General features: G+C 53.6%; 13 protein-coding genes. 10 read left to right on the top strand and 3 right to left on the bottom strand.

Annotation, left to right across the window (positions count from 1 at the left end; translation table 11 throughout):
* The first annotated feature begins 26 nt into the window (after positions 1-26).
* The 9 genes from OSC10802_RS49860 (at position 27) to OSC10802_RS0114715 (ending at position 8606) form a co-directional block, all read left to right on the top strand.
* Positions 27-272, top strand: coding sequence for a hypothetical protein (locus OSC10802_RS49860; RefSeq protein WP_155967773.1), 246 nt, complete (start codon positions 27-29; stop codon positions 270-272).
* A 259-nt stretch (positions 273-531) separates the two neighbouring features.
* Positions 532-1533, top strand: coding sequence for an IS4 family transposase (locus OSC10802_RS0114675; protein ID WP_044170133.1), 1002 nt, complete (start codon positions 532-534; stop codon positions 1531-1533).
* 415 nt (positions 1534-1948) lie between these two features.
* Positions 1949-2443, top strand: a complete 495-nt coding sequence (locus tag OSC10802_RS0114680; protein WP_017717523.1) for a DUF2231 domain-containing protein — start codon at positions 1949-1951, stop codon at positions 2441-2443.
* Positions 2440-3057: a DUF2231 domain-containing protein gene (locus OSC10802_RS0114685; RefSeq protein WP_017717524.1), complete on the top strand. Its 618-nt coding sequence runs from the start codon at positions 2440-2442 to the stop codon at positions 3055-3057. The genes OSC10802_RS0114680 and OSC10802_RS0114685 overlap by 4 nt, the downstream gene beginning before the upstream one ends.
* A 21-nt stretch (positions 3058-3078) precedes the next feature.
* On the top strand, positions 3079-3993 hold the full coding sequence (locus tag OSC10802_RS0114690) for a cytochrome c oxidase subunit II (protein ID WP_017717525.1): 915 nt from the start codon (positions 3079-3081) through the stop codon (positions 3991-3993).
* A gap of 266 nt (positions 3994-4259) precedes the next feature.
* Positions 4260-5933: a cytochrome c oxidase subunit I gene (gene ctaD, locus OSC10802_RS0114700; RefSeq protein WP_017717527.1), complete on the top strand. Its 1674-nt coding sequence runs from the start codon at positions 4260-4262 to the stop codon at positions 5931-5933.
* 29 nt (positions 5934-5962) lie between these two features.
* Positions 5963-6583 (top strand): cytochrome c oxidase subunit 3, encoded by a 621-nt coding sequence (locus OSC10802_RS0114705; protein ID WP_017717528.1) that lies wholly within the window; start codon positions 5963-5965, stop codon positions 6581-6583.
* A 98-nt stretch (positions 6584-6681) separates the two neighbouring features.
* Positions 6682-8103: an NAD(P)/FAD-dependent oxidoreductase gene (locus OSC10802_RS40220; RefSeq protein ID WP_017717529.1), complete on the top strand. Its 1422-nt coding sequence runs from the start codon at positions 6682-6684 to the stop codon at positions 8101-8103.
* Between the two features lie 281 nt (positions 8104-8384).
* Positions 8385-8606 (top strand): hypothetical protein, encoded by a 222-nt coding sequence (locus tag OSC10802_RS0114715; protein WP_017717530.1) that lies wholly within the window; start codon positions 8385-8387, stop codon positions 8604-8606.
* 129 nt (positions 8607-8735) lie between these two features.
* On the opposite strand, the gene OSC10802_RS40225 is transcribed toward OSC10802_RS0114715, so the two are convergent.
* On the bottom strand, positions 8736-8924 hold the full coding sequence (locus tag OSC10802_RS40225; RefSeq protein ID WP_155967776.1) for a hypothetical protein: 189 nt from the start codon (positions 8922-8924) through the stop codon (positions 8736-8738).
* 6 nt (positions 8925-8930) lie between these two features.
* Between OSC10802_RS40225 and OSC10802_RS0114720 the strand changes: the two genes are divergently transcribed.
* Complete coding sequence (locus tag OSC10802_RS0114720; protein ID WP_017717532.1) at positions 8931-10463, top strand: N,N-dimethylformamidase beta subunit family domain-containing protein; 1533 nt, start codon at positions 8931-8933, stop codon at positions 10461-10463.
* A gap of 569 nt (positions 10464-11032) precedes the next feature.
* Here the strand turns inward: OSC10802_RS0114720 and OSC10802_RS0114725 are convergent.
* Both OSC10802_RS0114725 and OSC10802_RS0114730 read right to left on the bottom strand, forming a co-directional pair.
* Positions 11033-11317: a hypothetical protein gene (locus OSC10802_RS0114725; protein WP_445727643.1), complete on the bottom strand. Its 285-nt coding sequence runs from the start codon at positions 11315-11317 to the stop codon at positions 11033-11035.
* 142 nt (positions 11318-11459) lie between these two features.
* Entirely contained in the window at positions 11460-12635 is a 1176-nt protein-coding gene (locus OSC10802_RS0114730) for a M20 family metallopeptidase (protein WP_017717534.1), read from the bottom strand.
* Positions 12636-12960: the final 325 nt, after the last annotated feature.

The raw sequence follows: 12960 nt of genomic DNA on the forward strand, positions 1-12960 counted from the left end.
CTCTCAGCTATTATTTGCCAGTGCCCGTGACCCCTGAACCCAAAGCTCACACCCCCAATTCCTGGCGGGCTAAAGCTCACCTGTCAGGCAAGCCATATTACCGGACTCCTCCCCAACTTAACCCCCAACACACCCCAAACAGCCGCCGGCATTCAAGTAGCTTCTGTCAGGAGCGCTTGTGCCGGCGGGCAATCCGTCCAGGCAGTTACAACGCCAAGCTTAAGAATCTCTTTTGCCTGGCGCACTTTGAATTTATCGATTCCAGCAACTAATTTATCAACTAGGAAAAATCACTCCCTCCCTCTAAAGTAGTAAATCTCATGTGACTTGCCCGCCAAAAGGCGCGACTTTAATTCTCTTCTTTCGCCCCAACAGTTCAACCCTTTGCCAGACTTAGAGCAGAGGGTTTGACTGATGAGCTTAACCTGTCTTGCCGGCCACAAGTGTTGAATCTTAACAATTCGACATAAAAAAAGCGCCCAAAACGTGCTATGATTTGGGCTACGGTCAAATCAATCCTGTTAATAACCTGTGCTCAACTCATTCTCTAAGATTGTCCAAAATCGTTTGGCTTCTTTGCCTAAAAATGATTATCCTGTCCTTAACACCCGCTTGTTTATGTCCATATGGTTGAGCTATGCAATGGATAAAAGCTTGACCAGTATGAGAGATATATTCAAGCGACTAAATGGAACTGGCTATGAGCTAGATATTTCAACTTTCTCCAAAGCTAATGCGTCCAGAAGTCAAGAGCCATTTCTGAGACTTTATCAACAACTTAATGAGGAAATTTGCCGTCAAAAAAGCCTTCAAAAATATGAGCTGTGTCCTATTGATTCAACTGTCATTACTCTAACGAGTAAATTGCTATGGCTGCAAGAATACTACCAAGTCAAGCTTGTTAGCTCCTTAAATTTAACCACAGGAGTTCCAGAAGAAAACTTAATAAATTTTGGATACGACTCTGACTACAGATATGGAAAAGAGATGTTAGCTAGTTTGCCCCCAAACGGTGTAGGGGTAATGGATCGGGGCTTTTCTAGTTTAAAATTTTTACGGCTCGCCCAGCAGTCAAACAAGTATTTTGTCTTGCGCATACCTAACAACTACAAACTTCAATTTTCTGAAAATAAGGGGCAGTTTCTAGTTGGGACAGGCAAGGACTCAGGAATATATAGAGTTGTTAACTTTTGCGATCTTGAAAAGCGTGCTGAGTATAGATTGGCCACCAATTTGGAGCGGGCCGAAGTCTCCGATGAAGAGCTTATGGAAATCTACAAATATAGGTGGCACATAGAGTTGCTATGGAAGTTTCTTAAAATGCACCTTAAGTTGGATAAGCTGATTACTAAAAATGTAAATGGTATAGCTATACAAATTTATGTTTCGCTGATAGCTTACCTGATATTAAAGATAGTAGATATTCCTAAAGAATGGGGGACTACGCTACTAGATAAACTCCGCTATCTTCAATGTTGTATGTGTCAAGAAATCAGCTATGTCCACTGGATAGAACGACTTCTCTCTGGCTAAGCATTTTTACTCAGGGCAGGATAAATGTAAGCTAAAATGTAAAGTTTTGTGACAGAATTCAACACTTGTGCTTGCCGGCAGCTCTATTAAATTGTGTGAGCCACCGGGTGTCATTCCTGTGTCAGACCTGTGTCTTTCGCGTGTCAAAAAACACAAGTTTAACTCATGTCATAGCCCCTCACACAAAGCTGTTAAGCCCCCAACTCTATCTCTACCTTTAGAAAGAGGCGAGGTGTTCAGGTTCCGTGAGCGAATGTAGAGAGAGGCGACATGTCGCGGCAAGAGGCGCAGCGTCAAGTTCGCGAATAAAATCGCAGGGCTAGATCACTCTTTAGAGAGATTCTCCCCCGTCCGATTTCAAGCAAAATAGCGATTAGAAGCGCTCGTCCTACCTGCATACCCTAAGGAGAAAGCGATGCCGCCCCTGCCTCTCAATAACCAGAATCTGCCGTACCCAGACCCCATCCACGCCATCATCGTCCACTTCGCGATCGCCCTGGTATTTTTTTCTTTCTTCTGCGATGCGGTGGGCTATCTGACCCGCAACCACCGGCTGTTTGAGGTGAGTTTCTGGAATCTATTTGTCGCCGCGCTCGCTATCTTCCTGGCGGTCATCTTCGGTCAGTTTGAAGCGGGGCTGGCGCAACCCTACGAAGCGGCCAAGCCGGTACTGGATTTGCACACAATTACTGGCTGGTCGCTTTCGGCGATCCTTGTCGCCATCACAGCGTGGCGCTTCGCGATTCGCAATCGCAACCCGGTGAAAATCCCGCCGGCTTACCTCGGCGCAGCAGCGTTTTTGAGCTGCCTGGTGTTTTTCCAAACCTATCTGGGAACCCGTCTGGTTTGGGTGTACGGGCTGCATGTAGAGCCGGTCGTGGAAGCGACGAAAAGGGGGCTGTTACAATGAACTCGCAACTCATCCATCAATTGGGGGAGCAATTGGGGTTCAAGCTGGGCGCGAACGGACTGCCCTACGAGGTTCCAATTCACCCGAATTTGGTGCACTTCACCCTGGGGCTGTTCATCACTGCCATCGCCTTCGATCTGGCAGGAAACCTTTTTCCCTTAGAACGGCCAATTTTCAAATTTTTGGCGCTCACCGCCATTCGCGAGGGCTTGTATGATGCCGGCTGGTACAACCTGCTGGCGAGTGCGACTGTCACCTTCTTCACCGTCGCGGCGGGCTTTTTCGAGCTGATGCTGGCAGATCCGCCGGCGAATGTCAAGAGCGCTTGGGGGTTGGGTGCCGGCGCGACTATGCTATTGCACGGTTTGGGCGGCGTTTTACTGCTGGCAGCGATCGTTGGCATGACCGTTTGGAGGGGGTTTCAGCGCTACCGCTGGCGCAAAGACGCCCCCAGGGAGGTGCAGTGGGGCTATTTGCTGGCTGGCATTGCCATCCTGGGCGTCATGTACCTGCACGGCACCCTGGGAGCGCACCTGGGAGACGACTTCGGGATTCACAATACTGCAGCCGGCTTGCTGCGGCAAGGCCAAAACCCCAATTTGCTGCTCAAGTAACTCAGCCAGAAAAAAGTTATTATGATGAAAGTTTTTAACCTTTTACTGCTGGCTGTTTTTATGGCGGCGAATACCGTCGCCAGCAAATGGGTGGGAGCGCAGGCGCACTCCTGGATGCCCAGTCAGGCAACAGCAGAAGCGACACAGGTTGACGACCTGTTCAGCTTCCTGGTGGCGGTTGGATCGTTCATCTTCTTTTCAATTGCTGGCCTTATTTCCTACTCAATCCTCACCTGCCGGGCACCCGAGGGAGACTTCAGCGATGCTTCCGCCGCTAGAGGCAATGCCAAAATTGAGATTCTTTGGACAGCCATCCCGACGCTGCTGGTGCTGTGGGTAGCTGCCCAAAGCTACAAAATTTATCAGGAGATAAATATCGAAGGTCTGACGCCGGTGGTGCACCTGCACTTGCCGGCGATCTCCGAACCCGCTTACGCCGCAAAGGCAACAGTTCGCAGCGAGGGCAAACCGGCAGCTGAGCAGATTGAGGTTGTCGCTCAGCAGTGGGCTTGGCTGTTCCGCTATCCGGGCAATGTCACCAGTACGGAATTGCATTTGCCGGTCAGTCAGACGGTTCGCTTGGCGATGCAGTCGCAGGATGTTCTCCACGGTTTTTATATCCCGGAGTTCCGCATCAAGCAGGACATCATCCCCAACCGCACCATTACCTTTACTCTGACGCCGCTGCGCACCGGCAAATACCAGCTGAGGGATTCCCAGTTCAGCGGCACTTACTTCTCCCTGATGGAGGCGGATGTTTACGTTGAATCCCCCGCCGCTTACAGCCAGTGGCTCGCCGGCGCTGCAGCCGGCAAACCAGCGCCAGCAACCAATCCGGCGTTTTCGGAACACCAAAGCCAGCCACACAGCGCCCCCGGCAGCGGCTGGCCCACTGTCGCGCCGGCCCCACCGCCGGTGGTCAATCACCCCAGTTGAAACGGAGGAAAGTAAAGGAATCAGGACTTGCGCTTGCGCCTCTATCTGTAGTGCCGGTTAGCGCGGTTCGTAACCCACCACATACCCTATTAAATATCGCTGCGTAAATCCTGAGAAATGATATCAAATTGAGACAGATAAGCTGTTAATTTTTTAATCTGCTTGTGGTCGAAAGGGGGCAGAGCCCCCACAGCTGCGTTCCCAGGCTCCGCCTGGGAACGAGGGAAAATCCAAAATCCAAAATCCAAAATCCAACAAAATCCAAAATGGCAAACAGCCCGATTGAAAGCATTCCCAGCACCGGCGAGCCGGAGAGCTCCCACAGCCAGCCCCCGACCGGCTGGCGGCGCTACTTCAGCTTCAGCACCGATCACAAAGTCATCGGCATCCAGTATCTGGTAAGTACCTTTGTCTTCTTCCTGATTGGCGGGCTGCTGGCAATGCTCATCCGCGCCGAACTGCTCACCCCGGAATTAAATCTGGTCAGTCGCCCCCTTTACAACGGCTTGTTCACTATCCACGGCACGATGATGATTTTCCTGTGGATTATCCCGTGTCTGGCCGGTCTTGCCAACTACCTGGTGCCGCTAATGATTGGGGCGCGAGATATGGCGTTTCCGCTCCTCAATGCGATCGCCTTCTGGATTGTGCCGCCTTCGGGCATCCTGCTGCTGTCGAGCTTTTTGCTTCCGGACGGCACCGCCCAAGCCGGCTGGTGGTCTTACCCGCCGGTGAGCATCCAGAATCCGTCCGGACACTTGCTCAATGGCGAATTGATCTGGCTTTTGAGCGTCACCCTGCTGGGCGTCTCCTCGATTCTCGGCGGAGTCAATTTCGTCACCACGATCGTGCGGATGCGGGCACCGGGCATGACCTATTTCCGGATGCCCATCTTCGTCTGGACAGTTCTCAGCGCCCAGTTGCTGCAGCTGTTTTGCCTGCCTTCCCTCACCGGCGCTGCCATCCTGCTGTTTTTCGACCTGGCGCTGGGCACGAGCTTCTTCAAACCCTTTCAAGGCGGCAGCCCCCTTCTCTACCAGCACCTGTTCTGGTTCTACTCCCACCCTGCAGTGTACGTTATGGCGCTGCCCGCCTTCGGCATTTTCTCGGAAGTTATCCCCGCCTTCGCCCGCAAACCCCTGTTTGGCTACCGGTCAGTAGCGATCGCCTCCTTCGGCATCGCTACTGTCAGCATCTTCGTCTGGGTGCACCACCTGTTCGCCAGCGGCACCCCGGGCTGGATGCGGATGGCTTTCATGTTCTCGACGATGCTGGTCGCTGTGCCCACCGGCATCAAGGTGTTCGCCTGGACTGCGACCCTCTGGAAGGGCAAACTGCACCTAGACGCGCCGATGCTGTTTGCCCTCGGAGGCGTGCTGATGTTTGTTTTCGGCGGCATCACCGGCGTCATGCTGGGCGCAGTGCCGTTTAACCTTCACGTCAACAACACCTACTTTGTAGTGGGTCACTTCCACTATATCGTTTTCAATACTATCACAATGGCGATCTTCGCCGCTATTTATTACTGGTTCCCCAAAATCACCGGGCGGATGTATGCCGAGGGTTGGGGGAAGGTGCATTTCTGGCTGACTTTTATTGGTGCTAACCTCGCCTTCTTGCCCATGCACCCGCTGGGCTTGCAGGGCATGGTGCGCCGGATTTCCTCCTACGCTCCGCAGTACGAGGGGTGGAATATCGTCGCTAGCTTGGGGGCGTTCCTGTTAGGAATAGCCACGCTGCCGTTTATTGTCAATATCATCGGTTCTTGCCTGCAAGGCAGGAAGGCAACTGACAATCCCTGGGACGCCACAGGACTCGAGTGGACGGTTTCCTCTCCGCCGCCGGTGGAGAACTTCGAGGAGATTCCCACGGTGACTTCGCCCCCCTACGACTACGGCAAATCCAGAGCTCCGACTGCAGTCGCTGCCGGTCAGGAATAGCTGCAATTTTATGCCTTGTGGAGGATGTCATGGAAAGTTCTGTCCGTCCGGGTAATTTGCGACAGTCCCCACCCCAGGAAAGCGGCGGGGAGCGAACTCGCGAGCGGCGCGGGAATGGGATGTTTGGCTTTACCGTATTCTTGCTTTCCGAGAGTATGGTTTTCCTGAGTTTTTTTGTTACCTACATCGCTCTGCGGCTGACAACTCCCGACTGGCTGCCAGCCGGTGTCCCCAAATTGGAAGTGTTCAAACCGGCGCTCAACACAGTGGTGCTGGTTTCCAGCAGCTTTGTTATTTTCTTTGCCGAACGCGCCCTCAAGCGCCACAACCTGATTAAATTCCGCTGGCTGTGGCTGGCTACATCCGTTCTGGGAGCGTTTTTCTTGGCCGGTCAGGCGATGGAGTGGAGCCACCTCTCTTTTGGGCTGACTTCTGGGCTTTTCGGCGCGACATTCTACCTGCTGACCGGCTTCCACGGGTTGCATGTTCTAGCCGGCATTCTCTTGCAGCTGCTCATGCTTGCCCGTTCCTTTATTCCCGGCAACTACAGCGCCGGTCACTTCGGCGTCAGCGCCGCCTCCGTGTTCTGGCACTTCGTTGACGGCATCTGGATTGTCCTGTTTTCGCTTCTCTACCTCTGGCAGCCATAGAAACATATTTTGGATTTTGGATAAGCGTAGAAACCGGGTTTCTGGAAGAAACCCGGTTTCTGCCCCCCCTAGATATCAACGTTAAGGAGATCGGTATTATGACGAACCCCGTTTACCAAACTGTCATTCTCGGCGGTGGCTTTACTGGACTGTTTGCAGCCCTGCACCTCGCTCACGAAAACTATCCCCGCTCGGTTATCTTGATTGACCGGGAGGAGCGCTTTTGCTTCAAGCCTTTACTCTACGAATATTGCAGTGGCGAGATGGATGCGGAGCAGGTGGTGCCGCCTTTCAAGGAACTGCTAAAGGATAGCGGTGTCATCTTTGTTCAAGATTCGGTTGAGTCGGTTGACCTGCACCGGCGCGAAGTTAAGTTAACTTCGGAAATGTGCTATAATTATAGCAATTTAGTTCTGGCTTTGGGCAGCGTCACCGGCTACTTTGGCGTTGAGGGGGCGAAGGAGTACGCCTTGCCTTTGCGAACGCGAGAGGATGCCATTGCCATTGACAAACATTTGCGGGACTGCCTGCAACGAGCCGCTCAACTTCCAGATGAAGAGCAGCGCCGCCGGTTGCTAACGGTAGCGGTAATCGGTGGCGGGCCATCCGGTGTGGAGATGGCCGCGACCTTAGCGGATTTGCTGCCGAATTGGTATCAGCAATTGGGAGGGAAATGGCGAGAAGTTCGGATAGTGCTGATCAATCACGGCAAGGAAATCCTGGAAGGCGATATCAACAGCCACCTGCGGGAAATTGCCGAGCGGGAATTGCACAAACGGGCTGTGCCGGTGGAGTTGCTCCTGGGGGCAGAAGTCACGGCAATCCATCCGGAGGCGGTGGAGTACAAGCGCGATGGCAATCAGGAAACACTGGCAGCGTCCACTGCAATCTGGACAGCAGGCACGAACACCCATCCTGTGATTAAGGATTTGGCGGTTGCGGAAGATCGCCGCGACAAACACGGTCGCCTCCTCGTCATTCCCACACTGCAACTGCACGATTTTCCCGAAGTTTTTGCCGGCGGAGATTGCGCTGCAGTGCAAGGAAATTCGCTGCCCCCTACCGCCCAGGTTGCCTATCAGCAAGGAGCGGCTATCGCTCACAACCTGAAAGCGCTGGCTTTAGGGCGCGAACTTCAGCCGGCTGAGGTTAACCTGCGCGGAACCCTGATCAAACTCGGCATAGAAAATGCTGCGGCTAACATTTTTAACAGCGTTGAAGTCACAGGAGAAATCGGGCACCTGATCCGTCAAGGCACTTATCTAGAGCTGCTGCCAACGCCGCTGCATGACTTCAAAATAACGGCTGATTGGTTAAAAGACGAAATCTTCCAGCGCCATCTGGGGGGTGGTGAGACGCTTAAGCAAGCTGTCAAGGTTGCTGGCGTGATTGGTGGAGTCGTCATCGGTGCGGTTGTCGCAAAAAAAATGCTCGATACGCTCAGCGCTGAGCGCAAAGAGCAGGAATCTCAACCGCAACTCCCAGAAGGCGAAATCTTGAGTTCTGGCAGCGTGGGTTGAGCCGGCGCTTCCCTTTCTAGACGTTGGGCGCGTTCCCTCTGGAAACGCAGTGATAAACCCGGTTTCTTTAAGAAACCGGGTTTCTGGGCCGTACTTGAGCGAAGAAACCGGGTTTCTTCAAGAAACCCGGTTTCTGGAACTGGGACGGGCTTAAAATTACTTTATAAATCAGCCTTTAACCTCTTGGCAACCGCACAATAAAGTTCTATAATAATAGACAGCCGCTGGCTTCCAGGCGACTTCTAATACTTGTTTAGTTCTCTCACAAGGATGGATTACCTATGCTGGCCCTAACCTACAGCGTTTTATTAGAAACTAACGCTCAAGCCGCCGGAGATACACTCATTGACTGGAAAGCGCAGGCAACCATAAGAATTGCGGTTTTTGTCTTGCTGTTAGCCGGGGCGGGGGTTGTAGGAATTATCAGCCGGCGAGTGGAACACGCTGTCGTTTTTGCGTTAGCGACCAGCCTAATAGCTATGGCATTTTTTATCATCCACTAGCGGGCAGCTCAAGTTTGCCGTGAGGACTTTAGCCCTCATCATATCTGCGCCGTATAAGGACTGTCGCCCCAGCCGGCGAACCCGGGTATTGTCGGGAATTAACCCGACATGATATAAAAGTAGATCCCCTCAACCAGAGGATTGACCGGCTAGCAGGGCATCAAAACAGGGGCTGGAGAGGCGGGCTGAATTGCTGCAATTACAGCGTCTGCAGGGAAACACCGGCACTTCACCGGCACCCTTGCCGGCGTTTCCCGCACCCTCGCCGATCAGCTCAACAGCAGGACTGTTAAAATTTTGGGGTTGATTTGGCGACAAATCCAGATGCACCCCACCCGGAGAACCCTCTTAAAAGCCTTCTTACTCGGCGTCGCTACCCCCATTCTCTCCCGCCCACCGGCACTCTCGCAAAACAAGCCGGCAAATCCCACCGCCGCCGAAAACCAAAAAGCCGGCACCACCAGCTGGCACCTCACCAACCCCGCCACCAAACGCGAAATCGAAGGCTACGCCTCCCTCACCAGCGTCAGTCGCGGCGCACAAATTGCGCTTTTTGTCAATACTCGCGAGCCAAATTATACCATTGAAATTTTCCGCACCGGCTGGTATAATGGCACCGGCGCGCGCCGCATCACCGACCCGATTGTTCGCACCGGCACGCAACAGCCGCCCCCCATCGAAGAGCAAGCCTCCGGACTGATTGAGTGTGACTGGAAAGACCCTTATATTCTCACTATACCCGACAGCCCCGCTGACCCAACCGACTGGGCGAGTGGGGTTTATTTGGCCAAACTGACTGCCGGCAAATCTGGCAAGCAAAGTTATATCATCTTTGTGGTGCGCGATGACAGGCGGGCGTCTGATATCCTCTTCCAATCCAGCGTCACTACCTTTCAAGCTTATAATAATTGGGGCGGCAAATCCCTTTACCGCTGGAACAGCAAAGGCAAACAAGCTTACAGAGTCTCCTTCAACCGGCCTTACGCCGCGAGTCCCAACCCTGACGCTGCATACGGTATGGGTGCCGGTGAGTTCTTAACCAACCTGCAGCCAAAAAGAAGAACTTCCAGCGCGGCGTGGGAATACAACATGGTGCGGTGGCTGGAACGGGAAGGCTACGATGTCACCTACGCCACGAATATTGACACCCATTTCAATCCTAAACTGCTATTATATCACAAAGCCTTTCTTTCTGTGGGGCACGACGAGTATTGGTCGTGGCAGATGCGGCAAAATGTGGAAAACGCCCGCGACAGAGGCGTCAGTCTCGGCTTTTTCTGTGCCAATACCTGTTACTGGCAAATCCGATTTGAACCCAGCCGCCTGACCGGCGACTTGAACCGCACTATTGTTGCCTATAAAGAAATGGCGGGTAAAGATCCATTTGCCCTTGTTCGCGACATGAGCGAAAAATACCGCATTACAGCGCGGTGGCGAGACAAGCGGGTGAATCGCCCGGAAGATGCTTTAATTGGGGTGATGTACGAGACATTTCAGGTCAACGCGGATATGGTGATTGATGCCGGTGCGCCAGACTGGTTGCTTGCCGGCACCGGCTTGCAACCAGGGGACAAATTGCCCGGACTTCTGGGCTATGAAGTAGACCGGATGTTTGGCAATGCGCCGGCGAATACCGTGCGCGTCTGTCACTCACCTTATGAATATGAGGGGGGAACTCGCTACAGCGACATGACCGTTTATACGGCGGATGCCGGTGCGACTGTTTTTGCCACCGGCACCATACAGTGGAGTTGGGGGTTAGACGATTATAATGCAGATAAATTGCGCCCCTCCCGCCTCAATCCTGCAGCTGCGCAAATCACCCGCAACGTCTTGGCGCGAATGGTGCGCCGGTGAGTGGGATGAACCCCACCCCCCAACCCCCTCCCCGTTCACGGGGAGGGGGAGAAAGAAGTGGAGTTTTCAAGAAGATTCACCTAAAAGCTCAAACGATGGAGCTCGGAGCTCGACTGATGGAGCTCCGAGCTCGAACGATGGAGTTCGGAGCTCAAACGATGGACCTCAGAACTCGAACGATGGAGTTGAGAACTCGAACGATGGAGTTTAGAACTCGAACGATGGAGTTTAGAACTTGACTGGTGGGGATGCGACTGGACGGTTTGCATGTCCCGTCTCTGCATACTGGTGCTGAACGCGCCGTCGGTGTTCAACAAATAGGTCTGTCTCCCTCCCTGTGGGGTTGGTTAGCACAATTGCCGCCGCTACCGGCGGGCGGCGATTTGCCGAAATCAGATGCAAGCTGGAGCGTGGGGAAACCGCACTCGTTTCAACTCTTCGGACAATCGTTTGAAGTGGTGGGATAGGTTGGCACTCTTTTTCAGTTCCACCGGCAACGTTTGTTGGTGCCGGTGGGGGGGCTTCTGCCCTTGAAAAACAGGGGGTGAGAGCGCTCTCGTTTTTTCCCCCTACAAATCTGCCGGCGTATCCGGAGCAATCTCAATCCCACCGGCTTGCCGGACGACCTGCTGAGCCGTAATCAAATCGCTCAGCTCATTAATTTTAACTCCGATTCGATCGCCGGCTTCCTGTAACTCCCGCTCAAAAGCCTTAATATCCTCACCGTAACCACACAATTGCGCCGCAGTTTCAATTCCCTGCATCGCATTAGCTTTAGCGCAGTCGATCAGTTCTAGCCCGTGGAGTGGTGTTGGTGAAGCCATAAATTCAGACAGTTCTCGCTTTGCAACCATCCGCACTCTAACAAATTGCCGGTGCCGCGTCATCCATCTTTCGGTATAACCCCCGGCGCAGGACAGGCGTCCCGCCTGCCCCCTCCCGGCGCAGGACCGGCTTCCCGCCTGTCCCATCCTCTCTCATCCCCTCACGCCTATCTCAAATACGCCAATACTTCCAAGCTGCATAAGCCAAAGTCACAACACCCGTAACAATCGCCGACTCATCCACATCAAATAGAGGATGGTGCAGCGGATAATTCAGCCGGTCCTTACCGGCAACCCCCAGACGAAACATCATCCCCGGAGCGTGCTGCAAATACAGCGAAAAATCTTCCGCACCCAGAGAAGGTTCCGTTAAAATCAGCACGCGATCGCTCCCCCAAGCCTCCTCAGCCGCCTCCTCCACCAGCTGAGTCAGGGCGGGGTCATTTTGCACCGAAGGCACGCCCCGCTTGTAGTTCACCTCGTAGCGAGCTCCATAAGCATTGCAGACATTAGCAACAATCCCCTCAATCCAGTCAGGCAAACCGGCACTCGTTTCTGGATGAAGCGATCGCACAGTGCCCACCAGCCGCACCCGGTCCGCAATCACATTCGGCGCTCGCCCGCCGCTGATTTGCCCAATCGTCAGCACCACCGGGCGCAGCGGATTCTGCGTGCGGCTAATCGCCTGCTGCAACGTCGTAATCACTTGCGCAGCAATCCAAATCGCGTCAATCGCCTCGTGGGGGCGCGCCCCGTGCCCGGATTCCCCGATAATAAAAATCTCAAGATCGTCCGCCGCCGCCGTCAGCGCCCCGTGGCGGATGCCCACCGAACCGGCAGGAATCGAGGGGAAAACGTGAACCCCCAAAATCGCCGAGACATTTTCCATCGCCCCATCTCCCACCATCCACTCAGCACCTCGGGCAATTTCCTCTGCCGGCTGAAATAAAAAGCGCACCGTTCCCGGCAGTTTCTCACCCAACTGAGCCAGCACCATTGCCGCACCCAAGCCAACAGTTGCGTGTATATCATGTCCGCAAGCGTGCATCACGCCCTGGTTGCGAGAAGCGAACTCCAAACCGGTGCCCTCCTCAATCGGCAAAGCGTCCATATCAGTGCGAATAGCCAGCAGGCGGCTGTCAGTGTCCTCACCAGACAATTCCCCGACAACGCCGGTTTTGCCCACACCCTCTCGGACGTGGATGCCGCACGAAGACAGGACACCGGCAACATAAGCTGCAGTTTGGTACTCTTGGCCACTCAGTTCCGGGTGGCTGTGGAAGTGACGCCGAATCTCAATCAGGCGCGGCGCTAGGGTAGAGGCGATATCTTTAATTTCGGTAAGCATTACTGTTAGTAAGAGATGAGTTTTGAGAGCGTTGCTGGTGAACGTTGCTGGTGAAGCGCAGCGCCTGGGACCGACCTCTCTCTTCCCCCCCTCCCCGCATGCGGGGAGGGGATTGGGGGGTGAGGTTCCCAAGGCAGCAGAGAGTTTTGAGGGATGAGTTCCAGTCCGAATACAAAGTGGAGACAGACAGTATTTTGTCCGCAGGACAGATCCCCCTTGCTGTCTGGATTTTAAATCCCAAATCCAAAATCTAAAATCCCCAATTGGTATAATTCATCATTCATAAGCTGTTAGGCTAATAATGCTGCTGTCTGCCAAAGGAGGC

This window comes from Kamptonema formosum PCC 10802 (assembly GCF_000332335.1).
Taxonomy (GTDB): domain Bacteria; phylum Cyanobacteriota; class Cyanobacteriia; order Cyanobacteriales; family Oscillatoriaceae; genus Oscillatoria.

What these genes read in the sequence shown, in the direction of transcription:
- OSC10802_RS0114680 (WP_017717523.1), top strand. Translation starts at nt 1,949, where the DNA reads ATGCCGCCCCTGCCTCTCAATAACCAGAATCTGCCGTACCCAGACCCC.
- OSC10802_RS0114685 (WP_017717524.1), top strand. Translation starts at nt 2,440, where the DNA reads ATGAACTCGCAACTCATCCATCAATTGGGGGAGCAATTGGGGTTCAAG.
- OSC10802_RS0114690 (WP_017717525.1), top strand. Translation starts at nt 3,079, where the DNA reads ATGATGAAAGTTTTTAACCTTTTACTGCTGGCTGTTTTTATGGCGGCG.
- ctaD (WP_017717527.1), top strand. Translation starts at nt 4,260, where the DNA reads ATGGCAAACAGCCCGATTGAAAGCATTCCCAGCACCGGCGAGCCGGAG.
- OSC10802_RS0114705 (WP_017717528.1), top strand. Translation starts at nt 5,963, where the DNA reads ATGGAAAGTTCTGTCCGTCCGGGTAATTTGCGACAGTCCCCACCCCAG.
- OSC10802_RS40220 (WP_017717529.1), top strand. Translation starts at nt 6,682, where the DNA reads ATGACGAACCCCGTTTACCAAACTGTCATTCTCGGCGGTGGCTTTACT.
- OSC10802_RS0114715 (WP_017717530.1), top strand. Translation starts at nt 8,385, where the DNA reads ATGCTGGCCCTAACCTACAGCGTTTTATTAGAAACTAACGCTCAAGCC.
- OSC10802_RS0114720 (WP_017717532.1), top strand. Translation starts at nt 8,931, where the DNA reads ATGCACCCCACCCGGAGAACCCTCTTAAAAGCCTTCTTACTCGGCGTC.
- OSC10802_RS0114725 (WP_445727643.1), bottom strand. Translation starts at nt 11,317, where the DNA reads ATGGTTGCAAAGCGAGAACTGTCTGAATTTATGGCTTCACCAACACCA.
- OSC10802_RS0114730 (WP_017717534.1), bottom strand. Translation starts at nt 12,635, where the DNA reads ATGCTTACCGAAATTAAAGATATCGCCTCTACCCTAGCGCCGCGCCTG.